This is a genomic window from Klebsiella sp. CN_Kp104, from assembly GCF_040064515.1.
Lineage (GTDB): Bacteria > Pseudomonadota > Gammaproteobacteria > Enterobacterales > Enterobacteriaceae > Klebsiella > Klebsiella aerogenes.
This window is the reverse complement of record NZ_JBEAII010000004.1, coordinates 37,250-57,430: the sequence shown is the minus strand read 5'-3', so window position 1 is coordinate 57,430 and position 20,181 is coordinate 37,250. Positions and strand designations below refer to the sequence as shown.

At 52.7% G+C, this 20,181-nt stretch carries 21 protein-coding genes; 13 read left to right on the top strand and 8 right to left on the bottom strand.

Translation table 11 applies throughout. The features are described from left to right. The first annotated feature begins 64 nt into the window (after positions 1 to 64). The 3 genes from ansA (at position 65) to ABLU80_RS07280 (ending at position 3,163) form a co-directional block, all read left to right on the top strand. Positions 65 to 1,081: an asparaginase gene (gene ansA / locus ABLU80_RS07290; RefSeq protein WP_015366152.1), complete on the top strand. Its 1,017-nt coding sequence runs from the start codon at positions 65 to 67 to the stop codon at positions 1,079 to 1,081. 10 nt (positions 1,082 to 1,091) lie between these two features. Then, complete coding sequence (pncA, locus tag ABLU80_RS07285; protein WP_348849861.1) at positions 1,092 to 1,733, top strand: bifunctional nicotinamidase/pyrazinamidase; 642 nt, start codon at positions 1,092 to 1,094, stop codon at positions 1,731 to 1,733. 173 nt (positions 1,734 to 1,906) lie between these two features. Continuing rightward, a complete protein-coding gene (locus ABLU80_RS07280; protein ID WP_015366150.1) occupies positions 1,907 to 3,163 on the top strand; it encodes a glycoside hydrolase family 18 protein in 1,257 nt (418 codons plus the stop codon). Between the two features lie 79 nt (positions 3,164 to 3,242). On the opposite strand, the gene ABLU80_RS07275 is transcribed toward ABLU80_RS07280, so the two are convergent. Together ABLU80_RS07275 and msrB are read right to left on the bottom strand one after the other, a co-directional pair. Then, entirely contained in the window at positions 3,243 to 3,521 is a 279-nt protein-coding gene (locus ABLU80_RS07275; RefSeq protein WP_015366149.1) for a YeaC family protein, read from the bottom strand. Between the two features lie 41 nt (positions 3,522 to 3,562). Next, entirely contained in the window at positions 3,563 to 3,976 is a 414-nt protein-coding gene (gene msrB / locus ABLU80_RS07270; protein WP_015705785.1) for a peptide-methionine (R)-S-oxide reductase MsrB, read from the bottom strand. Positions 3,977 to 4,314: 338 nt separating this feature from the next. Between msrB and gapA the strand changes: the two genes are divergently transcribed. Together gapA and ABLU80_RS07260 are read left to right on the top strand one after the other, a co-directional pair. Continuing rightward, the gene (gapA, locus tag ABLU80_RS07265; RefSeq protein ID WP_004203784.1) at positions 4,315 to 5,310 is read left to right on the top strand and encodes a glyceraldehyde-3-phosphate dehydrogenase; all 996 of its coding nucleotides are present in this window, start codon (positions 4,315 to 4,317) and stop codon (positions 5,308 to 5,310) included. A 71-nt stretch (positions 5,311 to 5,381) separates the two neighbouring features. Continuing rightward, positions 5,382 to 6,266, top strand: a complete 885-nt coding sequence (locus ABLU80_RS07260) for a D-hexose-6-phosphate mutarotase (protein WP_348849860.1) — start codon at positions 5,382 to 5,384, stop codon at positions 6,264 to 6,266. A 52-nt stretch (positions 6,267 to 6,318) separates the two neighbouring features. Here ABLU80_RS07260 and ABLU80_RS07255 read toward each other — a convergent pair whose 3' ends face one another. Both ABLU80_RS07255 and ABLU80_RS07250 read right to left on the bottom strand, forming a co-directional pair. Next, positions 6,319 to 7,173 carry an aldo/keto reductase gene (locus ABLU80_RS07255; protein WP_020078537.1) on the bottom strand — a complete coding sequence of 285 codons (855 nt, stop codon included), beginning with the start codon at positions 7,171 to 7,173 and terminating at the stop codon, positions 6,319 to 6,321. A gap of 92 nt (positions 7,174 to 7,265) precedes the next feature. After that, positions 7,266 to 8,012, bottom strand: coding sequence for a MipA/OmpV family protein (locus tag ABLU80_RS07250; RefSeq protein WP_015705786.1), 747 nt, complete (start codon positions 8,010 to 8,012; stop codon positions 7,266 to 7,268). Between the two features lie 427 nt (positions 8,013 to 8,439). Between ABLU80_RS07250 and yeaG the strand changes: the two genes are divergently transcribed. The 6 genes from yeaG to ABLU80_RS07220 all read left to right on the top strand — a co-directional run bounded on the left by yeaG (position 8,440) and on the right by ABLU80_RS07220 (position 15,473). After that, the gene (gene yeaG, locus ABLU80_RS07245) at positions 8,440 to 10,374 is read left to right on the top strand and encodes a protein kinase YeaG (protein WP_015366145.1); all 1,935 of its coding nucleotides are present in this window, start codon (positions 8,440 to 8,442) and stop codon (positions 10,372 to 10,374) included. 117 nt (positions 10,375 to 10,491) lie between these two features. Further along, entirely contained in the window at positions 10,492 to 11,775 is a 1,284-nt protein-coding gene (locus tag ABLU80_RS07240) for a YeaH/YhbH family protein (protein ID WP_015366144.1), read from the top strand. Between the two features lie 638 nt (positions 11,776 to 12,413). Next, entirely contained in the window at positions 12,414 to 12,629 is a 216-nt protein-coding gene (locus ABLU80_RS07235) for a hypothetical protein (RefSeq protein WP_041165555.1), read from the top strand. Between the two features lie 205 nt (positions 12,630 to 12,834). Then, complete coding sequence (gene dgcJ / locus ABLU80_RS07230; protein ID WP_348849859.1) at positions 12,835 to 14,325, top strand: diguanylate cyclase DgcJ; 1,491 nt, start codon at positions 12,835 to 12,837, stop codon at positions 14,323 to 14,325. 60 nt (positions 14,326 to 14,385) lie between these two features. Then, a complete protein-coding gene (locus tag ABLU80_RS07225) occupies positions 14,386 to 14,886 on the top strand; it encodes a YbaK/prolyl-tRNA synthetase associated domain-containing protein (RefSeq protein WP_020078533.1) in 501 nt (166 codons plus the stop codon). Between the two features lie 140 nt (positions 14,887 to 15,026). Then, entirely contained in the window at positions 15,027 to 15,473 is a 447-nt protein-coding gene (locus ABLU80_RS07220) for a DUF441 domain-containing protein (RefSeq protein WP_348849858.1), read from the top strand. On the opposite strand, the gene ABLU80_RS07215 is transcribed toward ABLU80_RS07220, so the two are convergent. After that, the gene (locus tag ABLU80_RS07215; protein WP_015366139.1) at positions 15,457 to 16,248 is read right to left on the bottom strand and encodes a helix-turn-helix transcriptional regulator; all 792 of its coding nucleotides are present in this window, start codon (positions 16,246 to 16,248) and stop codon (positions 15,457 to 15,459) included. The genes ABLU80_RS07220 and ABLU80_RS07215 overlap by 17 nt on opposite strands. A gap of 100 nt (positions 16,249 to 16,348) precedes the next feature. Here ABLU80_RS07215 and ABLU80_RS07210 point away from each other — a divergent pair, with 100 nt between their 5' ends. Further along, positions 16,349 to 17,530 (top strand): CynX/NimT family MFS transporter, encoded by a 1,182-nt coding sequence (locus ABLU80_RS07210; RefSeq protein ID WP_285177713.1) that lies wholly within the window; start codon positions 16,349 to 16,351, stop codon positions 17,528 to 17,530. A gap of 33 nt (positions 17,531 to 17,563) precedes the next feature. On the opposite strand, the gene ABLU80_RS07205 is transcribed toward ABLU80_RS07210, so the two are convergent. After that, entirely contained in the window at positions 17,564 to 18,256 is a 693-nt protein-coding gene (locus ABLU80_RS07205) for a CTP synthase (RefSeq protein ID WP_285177712.1), read from the bottom strand. Between the two features lie 140 nt (positions 18,257 to 18,396). Here ABLU80_RS07205 and ABLU80_RS07200 point away from each other — a divergent pair, with 140 nt between their 5' ends. Beyond that, on the top strand, positions 18,397 to 18,744 hold the full coding sequence (locus ABLU80_RS07200; RefSeq protein WP_015705791.1) for a DUF488 domain-containing protein: 348 nt from the start codon (positions 18,397 to 18,399) through the stop codon (positions 18,742 to 18,744). 10 nt (positions 18,745 to 18,754) lie between these two features. Here ABLU80_RS07200 and ABLU80_RS07195 read toward each other — a convergent pair whose 3' ends face one another. Next, on the bottom strand, positions 18,755 to 19,003 hold the full coding sequence (locus ABLU80_RS07195) for a DUF333 domain-containing protein (protein WP_015366135.1): 249 nt from the start codon (positions 19,001 to 19,003) through the stop codon (positions 18,755 to 18,757). Positions 19,004 to 19,284: 281 nt separating this feature from the next. Beyond that, entirely contained in the window at positions 19,285 to 20,181 is an 897-nt protein-coding gene (locus ABLU80_RS07190; RefSeq protein WP_348849857.1) for a type VI secretion system-associated protein TagO, read from the bottom strand.

Here is a 20,181-nt window from a genome sequence, read left to right as displayed (position 1 = left end):
AGCGCTTTATTTTTTTGCCTGCCACTTTATACTGCGCCTGTTCACGTCCAACCTAAGCGATGCTATGCAAAAGAAATCGATTTACGTTGCCTACACCGGTGGGACCATCGGTATGCAGCGCTCCGATCACGGTTATATCCCCGTTTCCGGCCACCTGCAGCGCCAGCTGGCGCTAATGCCCGAGTTCCACCGCCCGGAGATGCCGGACTTCACTATTCATGAATATGCGCCGTTGATGGACTCGTCTGATATGACGCCGGAAGACTGGCAGCATATCGCTGACGACATTCGCGACCACTACGACCAATACGATGGTTTCGTTATCCTGCACGGCACCGATACCATGGCCTTCACCGCTTCGGCGCTGTCGTTCATGCTGGAGAACTTAGGTAAGCCGGTCATTGTGACAGGGTCACAAATCCCGCTAGCCGAGCTGCGTTCCGATGGGCAAATCAATTTGCTCAATGCGCTGTACGTCGCAGCCAACTACCCGATCAACGAAGTTTCGCTGTTCTTCAATAATCGTCTGTATCGCGGCAACCGCACGACCAAGGCCCACGCAGACGGTTTCGATGCCTTTGCTTCGCCAAACCTGGCGCCGCTGCTGGAAGCCGGCATCCATATCCGCCGTCTCGGTACTCCGCCCGCGCCGCACGGAAAGGGCGAGCTGATCGTCCACCCGATTACGCCGCAGCCTATCGGCGTGGTCACTATCTATCCTGGGATTTCTGCCGATGTGGTGCGTAATTTCCTGCGCCAGCCGGTGAAAGCGCTGATCCTGCGCTCCTATGGCGTAGGCAATGCGCCGCAGAACGGCGAGTTTATTCAGGTCCTGGCGGAAGCCAGCCAGCGCGGTATTGTGGTGGTGAACCTGACGCAATGCATGTCGGGTAAGGTGAATATGGGTGGCTATGCCACCGGCAACGCGCTGGCGCAGGCCGGAGTCATTAGTGGTTTTGATATGACCGTGGAAGCGACGCTGACAAAGCTACACTATCTGCTCAGTCAGAACCTTGATGGTGCGGCCATTCGAAACGCCATGCAGCAAAACCTGCGCGGCGAGCTGACCCCCGATGAATAAGGAACATGCTATGAGCCATCGCGCGCTGCTATTGGTCGACCTGCAAAACGATTTCTGCGCTGGCGGCGCACTCGCCGTCCCCGAAGGCGACAGCACCATTGATATCGCAAATCAGCTGATCGACTGGAGCCTGGCGCGCGGCGACGCCATCATCGCAAGCCAGGACTGGCATCCGGCCAACCACGGTAGCTTTGCCAGTCAGCATCAGGCGGAACCCTATGCCCAGGGCGAGCTTGATGGCCTGCCGCAGACTTTCTGGCCCGATCACTGCGTGCAGCATAGCGATGGCGCCGCGCTGCACCCGCTACTCAAACAGCAGGCTATTAACGCCGTGTTTCATAAAGGGCAAAATCCGGTAATCGACAGCTACAGCGCGTTTTTCGACAACGGTCACCGGCAGAAAACCGAACTCGATGGCTGGCTGCGCGCGCACGGCGTGACGGAGCTGAACATTCTCGGCCTCGCGACGGATTACTGCGTTAAGTTTACCGTGCTTGATGCCCTGAATTTGGGCTACGCCGTCAACGTGATCACCGACGGCTGTCGCGGCGTCAACCTGCAGCCGCAGGACAGCGCCGTTGCCTTTATGGAAATGGCCGCCGCCGGAGCTACGCTCTACACCCTCGACGACTGGCTGGAAACCCAGCCCTGACCTCACGCCCGGCGCACCTCACGCCGGGCGGTATTTACCGCCTCGTTGACCTCGATAAATTGAGCTGTCTCGCAGTTTCCCCGGATAAGGGCTGATACTGTAGACAGGCTGTTTTTTCGCCACGCCATTTCCGTGGCGTGTGCATTTTTTTTTATTGTCAAAGAGGAACTCCGATGAAACTTTTGCCCTTGCTGGCAGCATTACCCCTGCTCTGCGCCTCTGTCGTTTCCGCGCAATCTTTCATGTCGGTCGGCTACTTCAACGGCGGCGGCGACGTCACCGCAGGCCCCGGCGGCGATATCGACAAGCTGGATGTCCGACAAATAACCCACCTTAACTACTCGTTCGGGCTTATCTACAACGATGAAAAAGACGAGACCAACGAGGCGCTGAAAGATCCTGAGCATCTCCATCAAATCTGGCTGTCGCCAAAAGTACAGGCGGATTTACAAAAACTGCCGGCGTTACGTCAGCAGAATCCCGATCTGAAAGTCCTGCTCTCCGTTGGCGGCTGGGGCGCGCGTGGATTTTCCGGCGCGGCGGCCACGCCGGAAAGCCGGGCGGTGTTTATCCGTTCGGTTCAGCAGGTCATTGACCAATATGGCCTTGATGGCATCGATCTTGACTGGGAGTTTCCGGTTAACGGCGCCTGGGGATTGGTGGCCAGCCAGCCGGCGGATCGCGATAACTTTACCGCGTTGCTGAAAGAACTACGTGCCGCCGTTGGCACTAAGAAACTGGTGACCATCGCCGTGGGCGCCAATGTTGAAAGTCCAAAAAGCTGGGTCGACGTGAAAGCGGTCGCCCCACTGCTGGACTATATCAATCTGATGACCTACGACATGGCCTACGGCACACAATATTTCAACTCCAATCTGTATGACTCCCGCCATTGGCCGACCGTCGCCGCAGCGGATAAATACAGCGCCGATTTTGTGGTAAATAACTATCTGGCTGCTGGCCTCAAACCCAGCCAGATGAATCTCGGCATTGGTTTCTATGGCCGGGTACCGAAACGTGCCGTCGAGCCAGGGATTGACTGGAGTAAGCCAGACGCGCAGAAAAACCCGGCTACCCAGCCTTACTTCGGGGCGCAGCAAATCGAGTTGTTTAAATCGCTGGGTTATGACCTGAGCAAAGATACCTATGTGAAATACAACGATATTGTTGCCAAACTGCTCAACGATCCGCAGAAACGCTTTACTGAGCACTGGGATGACGAAGCGAAGGTGCCGTGGTTATCGGTAAACTCTGCCGATGGCAAAGCGCTTTTCGCCCTGTCCTACGAGAATCCACGTTCGGTGGCGATCAAAGCCGATTACATCAAGAGCAAAGGGTTAGCGGGCGGCATGTTCTGGGAATATGGCGCAGATGACAAAAACCAGCTTGCCCGACAACTGGCCGAGTCGCTAGGTATCAAGACGCAGTAAAACACACACCCCGGAAGCACTGCGCGACCGGGGTAACATGGAGAGCAACCCGGCTAAACCGGGCGCTCTGTGCGGCAGGTTACTGCGGTTTGAACGTCGCAATCGGCTTCGGCACGATACCGAAATCCTCTTTCAATTGCTGTTTGCTCTTCATCACCATCTGACCGTTGGTGTCGATGGTCATATGCTGCGCATCCGTGTTGTTGCGCGCCTGCCACAACATCACCAACTGCATGCTGTTTTCTTTTTGTTCCGGGGTCAGCGCAACGCCGTCCGGCCATTTTCCTAACTCCACCGCGGTGGCTAAACGTTGGTACAGTTCCGGCGTCATGCTGGCAATAATTTGCTCGATATCCATCTTCTGCTCATCCGTCTTGGAATAATTTGCTGAATCGTTTCTTAGCCTTTAGTTCGCTCGCCGTTTTGCTCATCGGTGAAGCTTAAAGAGGCCGAATTGACGCAAAAACGCTCGCCGGTCGGCTGCGGGCCATCCGGGAAGACATGCCCCAGATGCGCATCGCAATTGCCACAGCGAATTTCAGTACGCTGCATCCCGTGGGAGTAATCATTGAGATAACGAATCGCGTCGTCACTCACCGGCTCATAGAAGCTTGGCCAGCCGCAGCCGGAGTCATACTTGGATTGTGAGTGAAATAGCGGCGCATCGCAGACCAGGCAGTGGTAGATGCCGTCTTTTTTGTTATGCAGCAACCGTCCGGTAAACGGCGGTTCGGTACCGTGATTCTGCGTCACATAAAACTGCATCTCGCTCAATTCTTGTTTGAGCTCGTCAGGAGATGGTTTATTAGCCATGTGATTACTTCTCGCTTTGAAAGGGCAACTTTACCCGTCGATTCTAACAAAACATTAACAATGAAACCTGTACTTTTGTTCTAAACTTATCCGATGCCATCAGGCAGCCAGATAATTGTGATACTAATCACATTTTTATCTTATATGACCTTTAAAATTCCGGACGCAGTCCCCATATGGAATTGGGCTCAAAGGGAGAGTGAGGCAAATCAATCGCGCAAAGGTCTGCTCAGGATTGATTTGTCGCAATGATTGACACGATTCCGCTTGACGCTGCGTAAGGTTTTTGTAATTTTACAGGCAACCTTTTATTCACTAACAAATAGCTGGTGGAATATATGACTATCAAAGTAGGTATCAACGGTTTTGGCCGTATCGGTCGCATTGTTTTCCGTGCTGCTCAGAAACGTTCTGACATCGAGATCGTTGCAATCAACGACCTGTTAGACGCAGAGTACATGGCTTACATGCTGAAGTATGACTCCACTCACGGTCGTTTCGACGGTACCGTTGAAGTGAAAGACGGTCATCTGGTCGTTAACGGTAAAAAAATCCGTGTTACCGCTGAACGTGACCCGGCTAACCTGAAATGGGATGAAGTTGGTGTTGACGTTGTTGCTGAAGCAACCGGTATCTTCCTGACCGACGAAACCGCTCGTAAACACATCACCGCTGGCGCGAAAAAAGTCGTTCTGACTGGCCCGTCCAAAGACAACACTCCGATGTTCGTTCGCGGCGCTAACTTCGACACTTACGCAGGCCAGGACATCGTTTCTAACGCATCCTGCACCACCAACTGCCTGGCTCCGCTGGCTAAAGTCATCAACGACAACTTCGGTATCGTTGAAGGCCTGATGACCACCGTTCACGCTACTACCGCAACTCAGAAAACCGTTGATGGCCCGTCTCACAAAGACTGGCGCGGCGGCCGCGGCGCAGCGCAGAACATCATCCCGTCCTCTACCGGCGCTGCTAAAGCGGTAGGTAAAGTACTGCCAGAACTGAACGGCAAACTGACCGGTATGGCGTTCCGCGTTCCGACTCCGAACGTATCCGTTGTTGACCTGACCGTTCGTCTGGAAAAAGCAGCGTCCTACGAAGAAATCAAGAAAGCAATCAAAGCGGCTTCTGAAGGCGCAATGAAAGGCGTTCTGGGTTACACCGAAGACGACGTTGTATCTACCGATTTCAACGGCGAAGTTTGCACTTCCGTGTTCGATGCTAAAGCTGGTATCGCACTGAACGACAACTTCGTGAAACTGGTTTCCTGGTACGACAACGAAACTGGTTACTCCAACAAAGTTCTGGACCTGATTGCTCACATCTCCAAATAAGTTGAGATGAATAAGTAATCAATAAGAGCGGCTTCGGTCGCTCTTTTTTTTGCCCGAAAGAGGATGGCGTAATGATTAATAAAATTTTTGCTCTCCCGGTGATTGAACAACTTTCTCCTGCATTCTCCCGCCGCAAGCTGGACGATCTTGAACTTATCGTCGTTGACCACCCGCAGGTAAAAGCTACCGTCGCCCTGCAGGGCGCTCACCTGCTCTCCTGGCAACCGGCCGGTGAAGAAGAAGTTTTGTGGTTGAGCAACAATACCCCATTTAAAAGCGGCGTCGCCCTGCGCGGCGGCGTACCCATCTGCTGGCCATGGTTCGGTCCGTCAGCGCAACAGGGGCTGCCGTCGCACGGTTTCGCACGCAACCTGCCGTGGGCGCTAAAATGCCAGGACGAAGATGAAAACGGCGTGATGCTGACCTTCGAACTGCAGAGCAGTGACGAAACCCGCAAATACTGGCCTCACGACTTCACGCTGTATGCGCGCTTCAAGCTGGGTAAGACCTGCGAGATCGAACTGGAAGCCCACGGCGAGTTTGAAACCACCTCCGCCCTGCACACCTACTTCAACGTTGGCGATATCACGGCAGTCAAAGTGAGCGGCCTTGGCGATCGCTATGTCGATAAAGTGCTGAATGCCGAAGAAGGTGTGCTGAAGGACGGCATCCAGACCTTCCCGGACCGCACCGACCGCGTTTATCTCAATGCCGAAGCCTGCAGCGTGATTCATGATGACGTCCTGCAGCGCAACATCGACGTGATCCATCGCCATCACGGTAACGTCGTTGCCTGGAACCCGGGCCCGGCGCTTTCCGTCAGCATGGGCGATATGCCGGATGATGGCTACAAAACTTTTGTTTGCGTGGAAACCTGCTGCGTGACCGTGCCGCAGAAAGCCAGCGAAGAGAAACCCACTCGCCTGGCGCAGACTATTCGCGTTGTGAAGCGTTAATCAACGCGCAAAACCGGTAAACGAAAATGCCCGATAACCGTCGGGCGTTTTTTTAGACCATATCCAACGGTGTCTTTTTCGCAGGCCTTGGCCAGGCGTTATCCAGTCGCGCCAGCTCATCCGCCGAAAGCGTTATCGCCAACGCGCCCGCATTTTGTTCCACATGCGGTATCGAAGCCGCTTTCGGGATAGCCAGGACTCCCGGATGCCCGATCGCCCACGCCAGCAAAATTTGCGCCGCTGTCGCCTGATGCGCATCGGCAATCTCGTTTACAACGGGGTCATTCAGCAGGCCCTGGCGCAAACGCCCCGCCTGCGCCAGGGGACAATAGGCCATCACCGGCATCTGTTGCTGCTGGCACCAAGGTAGCAACTGCCGCTCAATTCCGCGCGAAGCAAGGTGATACAACACTTGATTGGTGGCGCAGCGCTGGCCGCCATCGACGCGCCACAGCGCCTGCATATCATCAATATCGAGATTCGACACGCCCCAGCGGCGGATTTTCCCCTGCCGGACCAGGCTTTCCAGCGCGGAGACCGTCTCCTGTAGCGGGAATTCGCCACGCCAGTGCAGCAGGTACATGTCCAGATAGTCCGTCTGTAAACGACGCAGACTGGCTTCACAGGCAACCTGCATTTTTTGCCCGCCAGCGTTCCACGGATAGACCTTTGACACCAGCGTCACTCGATCGCGCCGTCCGCGTAGCGCCTCTCCGACCACCTCTTCCGCGCCCCCGTCGGCATACATCTCAGCGGTATCAATAAGGGTCAGTCCAAGATCGATGCCCGCCTGTAGTGCAGCGATCTCTTGCTTACGCGAGTCCGGCTGTTCGCCCATATACCAGGTTCCCAGACCAATGACCGGTACGGCTGGCTGATCGCCGAAAGGTAAGGTTGTGTGCGCCATCGATGATCTCCTCTATGTGATGCACCACCGTATAGCAAAACAGGGCATGACGCCCTGTTTTGATGCACAAAAAAGTCTGTGGAAGTGCACTGTCAGAAGGTATAGGTGATCCCGGTCGAAATCAGGCCGCTCCAGGATTTGTCCACCATCGGGCTATCGGTGATTTCGTCAGACAGACGAGTGTAACGGGCAATACCGTAAACGCTCCAGTCGCCGAGGAAACGATAGTTCGCCGCCAGCTCCAGATACGGGTTCCAGCTGCTGTCAGGATCGTAGCTGCGCATGCCGCTGCGATTCGACTCATGCTTCGAGACGCCGTAGTAGTATTCGTTCTGATTGTCGCTGTTCCACTCCACGCCAATACCCGGCGTCAGGGTCAGGTTGCCGTTGGTATAACGGTACAGCCAGGCCATATCCCAGGTAATGCCATTGCTGTTGTCCAGCGTATCGCCGGCCAGCGTCGTACGCAGGAATCCGTACTGAGTGTTATGAACGTAGCTCAAACCCGCCATCATGGTGGATTTGCGGCGGTCCAGCTTGCGCATCTGCGAATTGTCGCTGTCGCCCGGCTTGAAATACATCGGCGACCAGTAAGCGGTCACGGACAGTTTGTCGTTGGTATCATTCCACAGGTAGTAGCCACCACCCAAACCGTGGAACCAGAAGTTATCACTTTCATAACTAATGACAGGTACCGGGTAAACATCTGCATCATATTGTTTATAAGGATGCTCGACGACGCCCACGCCGGCCCCCAGCGTTAACTTCCCGTCAGCGTGCACTGCGCCAGCTGACGTCGCGATGAACACACCCAGTGCCAGAAGTTTGATTTTAGTCACGATCCATATTCCTGTTGTCAAATAATTAGCGCGTGCAGTTTAACGTCGTAGAGGTCATGCCTCAAATGCTTTACTTGCTCTTACACTAAACCGAACAATTTCCCACTACTTGATGACCGTCCTCTTGCGACTTCATGACACATTGATGAAAGGCTTTGGCAAGATATGCGAAAAATTGCCTGGTTTCCGGATGAGTTATTGATATGTCATTGAAATTGAGTTTTAGCGGCATGCAAGTTTTCTAAATGCATCTACGCTTAAATTTAGAAGGTGTAGTCGCAGAGCACGTTATCCAAATCGCTTCTGTAACCTGGCACGAGGGTTGCTGATAAGTAAAGGATGTCGTTCAGCCTGCTCCTTCCGGGGGCCCCTACTATTCATATGAACGGCTCTCAACCTGTGCTAAAAAACGAAAGGACGGCATGCCATGAATATATTCGATCACTATCGCCAGCGCTATGAAGCTGCCAAGGACGAAGAGTTCACACTGCAGGAGTTTCTTACCATCTGCCGGCAAGATCGCAGTGCTTATGCCAACGCGGCAGAGCGGCTATTGACGGCCATTGGTGAACCAGTCATGGTCGATACGGCCCTGGAGCCGCGGCTGTCCCGCCTCTTTTCAAACCGGGTTGTTGCACGCTATCCGGCGTTTGAAGAGTTCTATGGTATGGAAGATGCCATCGAGCAGATTGTTTCCTATCTGAAACATGCTGCGCAGGGTCTGGAAGAGAAAAAACAGATTCTGTATCTGCTGGGGCCGGTTGGCGGCGGTAAATCCTCGCTGGCGGAACGCCTGAAATCGCTGATGCAAAGGGTGCCAATCTACGTGCTGAGCGCGAATGGCGAACGCAGCCCGGTCAACGATCACCCTCTGTGCCTGTTTAACCCGCAGGAGGACGCGCAGATCCTCAATAAAGAATACGGCATTCCTAACCGTTATCTCGGCACAATTATGTCGCCGTGGGCGGCTAAACGCCTGCACGAGTTCGGCGGTGATATCACTAAATTCCGCGTCGTGAAAGTGTGGCCGTCAATCCTCGAACAGATTGCCATCGCCAAAACGGAACCCGGTGATGAAAATAACCAGGACATTTCGGCGCTGGTGGGGAAAGTGGATATCCGTAAACTGGAACACTATGCGCAAAACGACCCGGATGCCTATGGTTACTCCGGCGCGCTATGCCGCGCCAACCAGGGGATCATGGAATTCGTCGAGATGTTTAAAGCGCCGATTAAAGTATTGCACCCACTGCTGACGGCGACCCAGGAAGGCAACTATAACGGTACCGAGGGTATCTCCGCCCTGCCGTTCAACGGCATTATCCTCGCGCACTCCAACGAATCCGAGTGGGTGACCTTCCGTAATAACAAAAACAACGAGGCGTTCCTTGACCGTGTCTATATCGTCAAAGTGCCTTATTGCCTGCGCATCTCGGAAGAGATCCGTATTTATGAAAAACTGTTGAATAACAGTGAGCTGACCCATGCGCCATGCGCCCCAGGAACGCTTGAAACGCTGTCGCGCTTCTCTATTCTGTCGCGCCTGAAAGAGCCGGAAAACTCGAGCATCTACTCGAAGATGCGCGTCTATGACGGCGAAAGCTTGAAAGATACCGACCCGAAAGCGAAATCCTACCAGGAGTATCGTGATTACGCTGGCGTCGATGAAGGGATGAACGGTCTCTCTACCCGTTTTGCCTTTAAAATTCTCTCAAGGGTGTTTAACTTCGATCATGCCGAAGTGGCGGCCAACCCGGTCCATCTGTTCTACGTACTGGAACAGCAAATCGAACGCGAACAGTTCCCGCAAGAGCAGGCCGAACGTTACCTGGAATTCCTCAAAGGCTATCTGATCCCGAAATACGCCGAATTTATCGGCAAAGAGATCCAAACGGCGTATCTTGAGTCTTATTCCGAATATGGACAGAACATTTTTGACAGATATGTCACTTATGCAGATTTCTGGATTCAGGATCAGGAGTACCGCGATCCGGATACCGGGCAACTGTTCGACCGTGAATCGCTGAATTCGGAACTGGAGAAAATCGAGAAGCCCGCCGGGATCAGCAACCCGAAAGATTTCCGTAATGAAATCGTCAACTTCGTGCTGCGCGCCAGAGCGAATAACAGCGGACGTAATCCGAACTGGACCAGTTATGAAAAACTGCGCACGGTTATTGAGAAGAAAATGTTCTCCAATACCGAGGAGCTGTTGCCGGTCATTTCGTTCAATGCCAAAACGTCTACCGACGAGCAGAAAAAACACGACGACTTCGTCGATCGCATGATGGAAAAAGGCTATACCCGTAAACAGGTGCGCCTGCTGTGTGAATGGTACCTGCGGGTACGTAAATCGTCCTGATAGCGACCAACCCGGTAGCCGCGGCTGCCGGGTTTCAGCACCACTGCTCGTATAACGAAAGACATCTACCCTAATCAACATCAGGGTACAGTTGGCAAATGCAGTACAGGAGGGCATATGACCTGGTTCATAGACCGACGCCTGAACGGGAAGAACAAAAGCGCTGTCAATCGTCAGCGCTTTCTGCGCCGTTACAAGGCGCAGATAAAGCAGTCGATCTCCGAAGCCATCAATAAACGTTCGGTGACCGATATCGACAGCGGTGAATCCGTCTCCATTCCGACGGACGATATTAACGAGCCGATGTTTCATCAGGGGCGCGGCGGGCTTCGTAATCGCGTCCATCCCGGCAACGATCACTTTGTGCAGAACGACCGTATTGAACGCCCTCAGGGCGGCGGCGGCGGAGGCGGCGGTGGTCAGGGGCAAGCCAGCGCCGATGGCGAGGGCCAGGATGAATTCGTCTTTCAGATTTCGAAAGATGAATATCTTGACCTGCTGTTTGAAGATCTGGCCCTTCCCAACCTGAAGAAGAACCAGCAACGCCAGTTGAACGAGTTCAAAACCCATCGTGCGGGTTTTACCGCCAACGGCGTGCCGGCCAATATCAGCGTGGTGCGTTCATTGCAGAATTCGCTGGCGCGGCGAACCGCGATGACCGCCGGTAAACGGCGCGAACTGCGGGCGCTGGAAGACGATCTCGATACCATTGCCAAAAGCGAACCAGCGCAGTTGCTGGAAGAGGAGCGGCTACGTAAAGAGATTGCGGAACTACGGGCTAAAATTGAGCGCGTGCCGTTTATCGACACCTTTGATTTACGCTATAAAAACTATGAGAAACGACCGGAGCCTTCAAGTCAGGCGGTGATGTTCTGCCTGATGGATGTTTCTGGTTCAATGGATCAGTCCACCAAAGACATGGCGAAACGTTTTTACATTCTGCTGTATTTGTTCCTCAGCCGGACCTATAAAAACGTTGAAGTGGTCTATATTCGCCACCACACCCAGGCGAAAGAGGTGGATGAACATGAGTTTTTCTACTCCCAGGAAACCGGCGGTACGATTGTTTCAAGCGCCTTGAAGTTGATGGATGAGGTTGTTAAAGCCCGCTATGACCCGGCGCAGTGGAATATTTACGCCGCGCAGGCGTCGGATGGCGATAACTGGGCAGACGACTCGCCGCTGTGTCATGAACTGCTGGCGAAGAAAATATTGCCGGTGGTTCGTTACTACAGCTATATCGAAATCACCCGCCGCGCTCACCAGACTCTGTGGCGCGAATATGAACATCTGCAGGCGACGTTTGAGAATTTTGCTATGCAGCATATTCGCGATCAGGAAGATATTTATCCGGTGTTCCGCGAACTGTTTCATAAACAAGGCGCTACCAGTAATACTTAGCCTCATAAATCAGCCAGATAAATACCCATTCTGGCTGATTTTTCTGTAACTAAAACACATTAATAGCCAGCCACAGGTTCCGTTCAATTACATTTCGATAATTGTCGAATTAATCCTTTACACATTGGGTCTCTGGACGGCTAAAATAAATCTTGCACTATTTTTCCTACTATGCGTTAATGGCTACGTCGATTTGAAAGACAGAAAGATATTACCCAAGCAGTTACTCACACCTCCAGGCGCTATCGCTGATACCACCTTTCCTGAGTCTCTCCAATAGTATTAAGATTCTTCTGCAAATCAAATCCTGTATGCTTTGATACATTAAAAACCTGGATAGAAGATGACTAATAAGAGTAATGACTTAGTAAAACGGTTAAACGCCGGCTAAATTTGATGCGAACTTCTGATTTACGATAACGATGACGGCTTTGACCTGAGTAGATAAATAAGAAGCATCTCATTCAAATCAACACAAAATGGCATAAATTGATAACATAATCTGTCACCTATGCTATTTTTAGTAGTAACGCAAAATATTTTTCCGTTTTGCAGTTCAGCCCACCAGAAATTTACATATTCATCTGTGGGTAAGTGACAAAATGTAAAAAAACATAATAATATAAAAGGATAAAATTATGATTAACAATATTCATTTCCGATGCCCGTGCTGCCATGGGTCACAATACAGAACCTCACATTTTGACGTGAGCGAAAAAAACCCCTTCGGCGCGAAATGCATTTTTTGCAAATCCGACATGGTGACTTTTGACAATATCGAATCTATCGATGTTTATCAGCCTGTCATGTCACAACTCGCCGGAAGCAAAATGTTTGCCTCCGCCGCCTCATGAGTGGCCTTTGGCCAGTCCTGCGCACTCTTCAGACACGCGTCATGAAGAGTGCCGCATTTTAGTTAGTCTGCCCTGCCTCATTCTCCACACCTACACTACCTGTCAGCATAGTTAATCTGACCAGCCGTTCGTTCACCCACGCTCTGGTAGCCTGTTTATCCACTATGATAAAATCAGCTAAACGGGTAAGACGAATCCAAACATCATGAAATTACAGAATAAATTACTGCGACATGTTATTTCCGCAGGCGTTGTGGTGTTGACGTCTTCTTTTCTTGTATACGAATTAATCGCTACCCACCGCGATATGTCAGGCTATATGCGATACATCATAGAAAAAGGAGAATCGACCTTTCTCTATGATAAGTATCAGAATCAACTCATCATCTCTCAGTTTCTGCGTAAGCTGGATACTCCCCCAAACCAAACAGAGGTAGAACAGGTCTGCGATAGCGTACAACACAACGGGGATGTCAGTGGTTTGAATATCGCCGGATATACCTATCCCCAGTTGCATGGCACGCTAAGCGCCGCGCATGCCGACTGCGGCAAGTGGCGGGGCGATATTCCTGCACTCCAGGCATTCGATCGCGCGGTTGCCAAAAATGATAGCTGGCAGCCAGAGGTTCCTGCGACGCTCAAATCAGAAAAACGCTTTCGCTATTACATAGACCTGGTAAATAAATACATCTACTTTTATGCGCCTGTCAGAATTAAAAGTAATCCGATACAGAACTGGAATTTTCTTCAGGACAGTAAACTGGGTATTAGCCAGGCCAGCCTTGATGGTTTAGAACAGGGTCGTTCGCTCATCTCAACCGTGTATGTTGATGCGATGACGGGAAAGAATATTTTATCGTTTTTAACGCCAGTGTATTTCAAGGATAAGCTGAAAGGCGTAGTGATGGTCGATGTGACCGCGCAAGAGATTGAGGCCTTGTTATACACCAGCGACCGACCTTTGGTGTGGCGCTATCTGGATATTACCTTGAAGGATTCCGATACCGGCGCACTCATTGAGGTACATCATAGTAAAACGCACCTGTTGAATTACGCCCATTACACCCATCAGGTAGCAGAAAACTTACGGATAACGCTGTCTCTGGATGTTATGTATTTTCTGCTTAGTTCATGGAAACTCTTCCTGTTTTATTTACTCTCTACCGCCGCATTATTGCATCTGGTGCGGGTTCATTTCCGCCTTTATAACTCGGTATCGAAAGAGAATATCAGCGATACCATGACCGGCCTTTATAATCGTAAAATCCTTACCCCGATGCTGGAGTCGCGCCTGCAACGACTTACCGCGCAAGGGGTTAACGTGGTAACGATGGCCCTTGACTGCGATGGACTGAAAAAGATCAACGATACCTGGGGGCATAACGCCGGCGACGAAGCGATTATTCTACTGGCGCAGGCTATTTCCGCATCCATTCGTAGCAGCGATTATGGCGTGCGCTTAGGAGGCGATGAGTTCTTTCTAATTCTGATCGATTATCCGGAAGCTGAAGCGGAAAATATCCCGGCGAGGATCCGGCAATATCTGGCGATTCATGACCATCAACAGCGCGTCGATTTCTCCTGGGGCGCAGAAAGTCTTGCGCCAGAACAGTCGCTCAGCGAAGCAATGAAAGCTGCCGATGCGCGCCTGTATATGAACAAAAAGCAGAAAAAAAGCCCCGGCATTCGCAGATAAGTTTTCATTACCGCCGCGCGGGGTTAAGCTTTGCCTTTTCTGTAGAGGAACCATCGCAACATGCAATCGCCAGAGACCGCCGACATACACCAGCAATTATGCCGCCTCCTTGATGAGCAACAGGCCCGCTATCGGGTCATGGAACATGAAGCCGTTGGTAAATGTGAAGCCGTATCTGCAATCCGCGGTACCGCGCTGGGACAGGGCGCCAAAGCGCTGGTCTGTAAAGTGAAAGGTAATGGGGTAAACCAGCACGTGCTGGCTATCCTTGCCGCCGATCAGCAGGCCGATTTATCTCGCCTGGCGCAGCATATCGGCGGCAATAAAGCCTCACTCGCCAGCCCGGCAGAAGTCGATGCCCTTACCGCCTGCGTATTCGGCGCCATTCCGCCGTTTAGCTTCCACCCTAAGCTAAAACTGGTCGCCGACCCGTTGCTGTTCGAACGTTTTACAGAGATAGCCTTTAATGCCGGCCTGCTGGAAAAATCGATCATTATGAATACCGACGATTATCTGCGTATCGCCCGCCCTGAGCTGGTCGCGTTCCGTCGCGTCATTTAGCGCATCACCGGTATGCGACAAGGTTCGCGGGCGGCGCTGGTAGCCTTATTTGCAGCAAATAAATTAAGAGCCTGTTTATTCACGCGATTATGCGTAGAGTAAGCAGGTTTTCTTTTTTTATTTTGGCAAGGACCTCTGGCATGTTCGATACAACCCTGTTTATTTTGCTGGGGCTGGCGGCACTCGGCTTTATCAGCCATAACACCACTGTCGCTATCTCAATACTGGTGCTCATCATCGTACGGGTGACGCCGCTTAACGTTTTCTTCCCCTGGATTGAAAAGCAGGGGCTGAGCATCGGTATCATCATTCTGACCATCGGCGTGATGGCTCCCATCGCCAGCGGAACGCTACCGCCCTCGACACTGTTACACTCTTTTGTGAACTGGAAATCACTGCTGGCGATTGCCGTGGGCGTGTTCGTCTCGTGGCTTGGCGGACGCGGAGTCGCGCTCATGGGTTCGCAGCCTCAACTGGTCGCCGGGCTACTGGTGGGTACCGTGCTGGGCGTGGCGCTATTTCGCGGCGTCCCGGTCGGGCCGCTTATCGCCGCCGGTATTATTTCGCTTTTTATCGGAAAGGCTTAGCCAAACTGGCGTGGTAGCGGCCCGGCGTTTGCCCTAACCCTTTTTTGAACATGGTGATAAAGGCGGTTGTTGAATCATAACCAAGCGTCTGGGCGGTTTGCTGTACCGTCTGTCCACGCACCAGCATCTGCAGCGCCAGGATCAGCTGCAGCTGGTGCCGCCAGCGGCGAAAGCTAAGCCCGGTCTCCCGCACCACCAGCCGCGCCAGGTTGCGTTCGCTCATAGCGAACGCCGCCGCCCACTGCGAGAGCGTCTGCCAGTGCGCCGGATCGCGGGCCATGGTGTCGGCCATCCGGCGGATCTTCGGATGTCCTGAAACCGGCAATTGCAGATGTTCCTGCGGTTGTTGCGGTAGCTCATCAAATAATACCTGCACCAGGCGCTGCGTAGGCGGCGCGTCAAGCGCCTCCCTGCCGCGTTCCGCAAGGGTCATAATCAACTCTCGCACCAAGGGTGAGATTTTTAACGTGCAGCAATGCTCAGGCATCGGCGCCGCCCCCGGTTCTATGAACAAAAAGCACACCTGTGCCCCTGGCGTTGCGCGATTGCTGTGTGGAAGCAGGCCTGGAACCCACACCGCATACAGCGGCGGCACCATCCACATGGCGTTATCCACTTCGCAGGTTAAAGCGCCGTGCAACGCGAGGATCAGTTGACCTTTGCGGTGCTGATGGCGCGGAATGAACTGCTCGTCGTCCACCACCTGAATGCGAAACGCCAGCGCCGCTTCATGTCCGCTGTCTGGTTCATAGCCGTCTAAACCCAGTCCAATCATTAAATTGTCCGATATTAGCGATAATCTGTCATTTTAGCTTGATTCAAACAACTGTTAAACAGGCTATTGTTACGACCCTGTTTATTAGTCTGAGAACGTTATGAGTCCTGTTTCTTCCTCTGCCAACGGCAACAAACTGCTGCTGATTGTCGGAATTTTATTTATCGCCGCCACGCTACGGGTAACTTTCACCGGTATCGCCCCACTGCTGGATGCGATACGCGCTGAATACCAACTGACGACGGCGCAAACCGGGCTGCTCACGACCCTGCCGCTGCTGGCCTTCGGGCTGGTCTCTCCGCTGGCGGCCGGCGTCGCCCGCCGATTCGGCATAGAGCGTAGCCTGCTGCTGGCGATGGTGATTATTTGCCTCGGGATCGGATTACGTTCGCTCCCCTCAGCAGCCTGGCTGTATATTGGTACGGCGCTCATTGGCTGCGGAATCGCGCTGGGCAACGTGCTGCTGCCAGGGTTAATTAAGCGTGATTTTTCCGGCCATGTCGCCCGTATGACCGGCGCCTACTCCATTACCATGGGCGCAGCGGCGGCGGCAGGTTCCGCGATGGTGGTACCGCTGGCGCTGGCGGGTTTTGGTTGGCGCGGCGCACTGCTGCTACTGATGGTTTTCCCGCTGTTGGCGCTATTACTCTGGCTGCCGCAGGCGCGCCGCCAGGCTACCACGCCGATGACCGGATCGGGTGCCGCGCACAATCGGGGGATCTGGCGTTCAGCGCTGGCGTGGCAGGTCACGCTGTTCCTTGGGATTAACTCACTGGTCTATTACGTTATCGTCGGTTGGCTGCCCGCAATCCTGCAGAGTATGGGCTACAGCGAAGCGCAGGCTGGCTCTCTGCATGGCCTGTTGCAGTTGGCAACCGCCGCGCCGGGCCTGGCCATCCCGCTGGTACTCCATCGCCTGAAAGATCAGCGCGGCATCGCCGTGCTGGTAGCCTTAATGTGCGTAATAAGCACGCTGGGATTATGGTTACTGCCCGGTCAGGCGGTGATCTGGACATTGATTTTTGGCTTCGGATCCGGCGCCACCATGATCCTTGGCCTGACGTTTATTGGTCTACGCGCCAGCTCAGCGCATCAGGCCGCGGCCCTCTCCGGCATGGCGCAGACTATTGGTTATCTGCTGGCTGCCTGCGGACCGCCGCTCATCGGTAAAATCCATGATGCTTACGGCGACTGGCATATACCGTTAATCATCGTCGCACTCATCGCAGTGGTCATGGCGCTGTTCGGCGCCCTTGCCGGAAGGGCGCGCGAAATTCATTAATCACAAGAGTCGGCAGCCAGGGCTGCCGATTTTTTATTGCCGGGCCGCGTGCAGGAAAGCCTGTACCAGCGGCGCCGGACGCCCTTCCAGCGCGTTGCGCTCGTGCTGGAACAGCGTGGCGACGAAGAACGGATGGGTAGTTAACTCCACGGCGCGGATCTCGCCGTTCTCATCCCAACCGCTCACCCGCAGCGTGCCCTGCTCCAGTTCATGGGCAAAGCTTTCGGCAATGCCGTAGTTACAATGATATCCCTCTTCAATGCTGTCACGGCCATAAGCGCGGGCAATCAGCGTGTTCGCGCGCAGCTCGATAGCGTCTGATTTTTCCACCAGCGAACAGCTTAATGGCGCAATGACCATTCGCCCTTCGCTATCGGTTTCGGCGTGCGCCGCATCCTGCCATCCCATAACATTACGGGCGTATTCGATAATCGCGTGCTGGAAACCGCCGCAGGTACCGAGGAACGGAATGCTATTTTCGCGGGCGTAGCGAATGGCGATAAATGCGCCCTCGGCGTTTTTATACGGGCTGGCGGGAACCACCCAGATGGCGTCATAATCGGTGAGCCGGTCTGCGCTGGTAATCTCGCTGGTGGCTATCCAGTCATAACTCACCGGTTGTTCCAGAACCGCGGCAGCGTCATCGATAGCCAGCGGAATCGCCTTATGGGCAATCACATCAGGGTTATAATCGCCAACAAGGGCAATGCGCAAAGGGGTGTTCATAGCAGGATCCTTATGTCTGAGGATTATCGGGCAACACAAGGAACCTCAGATTAGCGATATCATTCGCGGAACACAATGGTTATTTAGCGGCACACGGCACGGGCAAGCCGCCAGATAGACATAACGACGGGAGAATAATGATGATTCAATGTAAACGCGTTTATGACCCTACAGAGGCCAGCGATGGTTACCGCGTGCTGGTCGATCGCCTGTGGCCACGCGGAATAAAAAAAGAGGATTTGCATTATGACGAATGGTGTAAAACCCTGACGCCTTCCAGCGATTTACGCAAGGCTCTTCACGGAGAAGCGATTGACTTCTCTCACTTCCGCCAGCAGTACCGCGAAGAGCTTGAAACTCATCGCGATGAAGGGCTACGGCTCGCCAAATTGGCCAATCAGCAACCCTTAACGCTGCTCTACGCGGCCAAAGATACGCAACAAAACCATGCGCTGGTGCTGGCGGAGTGGCTGAAAAGCTTAATCTAACGGCAGCGAATTATTTCTTCGCCGGATGATCGCGCCGCCACAGTTCCCATTCATCGAGCGTTTCGCCACTGGGAAGTTTACAGTCGGTGCGTACGCCCTGAGGTGTCTGGACCGGAACCTGCTTACCGCCCTTCTGGTCGCAATAGACGGCGGCCGGATTCGCCATGCCGATCGAATTTGGCGGCGGCGGCGCATCAGGCTGTTGTGACTGAGCGCAGCCCGCTAGCATCAGCGGCAACATCATTACTATCCACTTCATAATTACTCCTGTTTTATTCAAAGCGACCTTTCGCCCTGAATCTCCACGGTTTCTCCATTTTAACTACACTTTTGCCCTTTAGAGTAGCGCTCGTTCTCGAATTGACCAGAGAACAGATCATTCCATAATCAATGAGTTTTGCCCCATCGCCCCCGATGGGGCTTTTTTTTAGATTTTAATCATCTGAAATAAAAGGATTTATTTCATCAACTGTCCACATCACGACCACATCGACAAAAAAGCCACGGCTTGCCGTGGCTTACTCTAATAGGTCAAGCGCTCTACTTCCAACCACAAGCCTGCTGTAGTGGCTTAACGGCGCTATTAAGCCCCGACAAATCAAACGTTACCGACACCGGGCTTTCGTTGTATGGGGTTATCCTTGCGAACATCTTATCGGCTTTCATCATGGCTTTAACAAAATCGATGTCTCTTCCACGGTAGAAAACGGCCTTTGTATCAGTAGAAATCGACCATCCTCTTTCCACAGCTTTTTGCTTATCAAACCGGTAAAGCATGCTCGTTTCTTCTAGTCCTAGGTACACATCCCAATTAATAAAAACTTCGGTTTTCTTTTCACGACAAGCCACAAAAATAGTCGGTGTAACGGTCTCGCCGTATGGTGTCCTAATGGAATCATTGCTAGGTAGCATTAAAACCACATTTTTTGAATCATCAACCGGTGAAGTTGTTATATGAGTCAGCCACTTTCCAGGGTTCGGGGCTGGCTCAACTGAGGAAGGCACAACATCCTCTGTTCCATCTTGAGGGAAAAGCTCGTCATAACATGCCAATCGTTTGGTGCCATTTATTTCTGAGCGGCATTCAAGGAGCCTTTCTTTATTGATCGCCTCGTTCTTACCAACCTCTTGGCTTAAAGGTGCGGTTTTGGGTGAACTCGCTGGTTTAAACGTTGGTGAGAAAAATCTGTCATAACAGGTCAGGCGCCCTTTGTCCGTTTTTTCGTCAGGGCATTGATCTCTACTTTCAAATTTTTTAGCGCTCTTCGTTCGTGTCGGGGGGATCGAATTATCGTAACAAGAAAGACGCTGAGAGCTATCCTCTATCGTTCGGCACTGAAGAACTCCTTTAAAGTCCCTTGGTTCCCCTTGAGCATGAGCGACCAAAGACACTGAAGAGGCCAAAAAAGTCACAATGAAAATAAAACTTTTCTTCAT

Bases quoted from the DNA above. Each gene is read 5' to 3' on its own strand.
- ansA (WP_015366152.1), top strand. From the start codon at position 65: ATGCAAAAGAAATCGATTTACGTTGCCTACACCGGTGGGACCATCGGT.
- pncA (WP_348849861.1), top strand. From the start codon at position 1,092: ATGAGCCATCGCGCGCTGCTATTGGTCGACCTGCAAAACGATTTCTGC.
- ABLU80_RS07280 (WP_015366150.1), top strand. From the start codon at position 1,907: ATGAAACTTTTGCCCTTGCTGGCAGCATTACCCCTGCTCTGCGCCTCT.
- ABLU80_RS07275 (WP_015366149.1), bottom strand. From the start codon at position 3,521: ATGGATATCGAGCAAATTATTGCCAGCATGACGCCGGAACTGTACCAA.
- msrB (WP_015705785.1), bottom strand. From the start codon at position 3,976: ATGGCTAATAAACCATCTCCTGACGAGCTCAAACAAGAATTGAGCGAG.
- gapA (WP_004203784.1), top strand. From the start codon at position 4,315: ATGACTATCAAAGTAGGTATCAACGGTTTTGGCCGTATCGGTCGCATT.
- ABLU80_RS07260 (WP_348849860.1), top strand. From the start codon at position 5,382: ATGATTAATAAAATTTTTGCTCTCCCGGTGATTGAACAACTTTCTCCT.
- ABLU80_RS07255 (WP_020078537.1), bottom strand. From the start codon at position 7,173: ATGGCGCACACAACCTTACCTTTCGGCGATCAGCCAGCCGTACCGGTC.
- yeaG (WP_015366145.1), top strand. From the start codon at position 8,440: ATGAATATATTCGATCACTATCGCCAGCGCTATGAAGCTGCCAAGGAC.
- ABLU80_RS07240 (WP_015366144.1), top strand. From the start codon at position 10,492: ATGACCTGGTTCATAGACCGACGCCTGAACGGGAAGAACAAAAGCGCT.
- ABLU80_RS07235 (WP_041165555.1), top strand. From the start codon at position 12,414: ATGATTAACAATATTCATTTCCGATGCCCGTGCTGCCATGGGTCACAA.
- dgcJ (WP_348849859.1), top strand. From the start codon at position 12,835: ATGAAATTACAGAATAAATTACTGCGACATGTTATTTCCGCAGGCGTT.
- ABLU80_RS07225 (WP_020078533.1), top strand. From the start codon at position 14,386: ATGCAATCGCCAGAGACCGCCGACATACACCAGCAATTATGCCGCCTC.
- ABLU80_RS07220 (WP_348849858.1), top strand. From the start codon at position 15,027: ATGTTCGATACAACCCTGTTTATTTTGCTGGGGCTGGCGGCACTCGGC.
- ABLU80_RS07215 (WP_015366139.1), bottom strand. From the start codon at position 16,248: ATGATTGGACTGGGTTTAGACGGCTATGAACCAGACAGCGGACATGAA.
- ABLU80_RS07210 (WP_285177713.1), top strand. From the start codon at position 16,349: ATGAGTCCTGTTTCTTCCTCTGCCAACGGCAACAAACTGCTGCTGATT.
- ABLU80_RS07205 (WP_285177712.1), bottom strand. From the start codon at position 18,256: ATGAACACCCCTTTGCGCATTGCCCTTGTTGGCGATTATAACCCTGAT.
- ABLU80_RS07200 (WP_015705791.1), top strand. From the start codon at position 18,397: ATGATTCAATGTAAACGCGTTTATGACCCTACAGAGGCCAGCGATGGT.
- ABLU80_RS07195 (WP_015366135.1), bottom strand. From the start codon at position 19,003: ATGAAGTGGATAGTAATGATGTTGCCGCTGATGCTAGCGGGCTGCGCT.
- ABLU80_RS07190 (WP_348849857.1), bottom strand. From the start codon at position 20,181: ATGAAGAAAAGTTTTATTTTCATTGTGACTTTTTTGGCCTCTTCAGTG.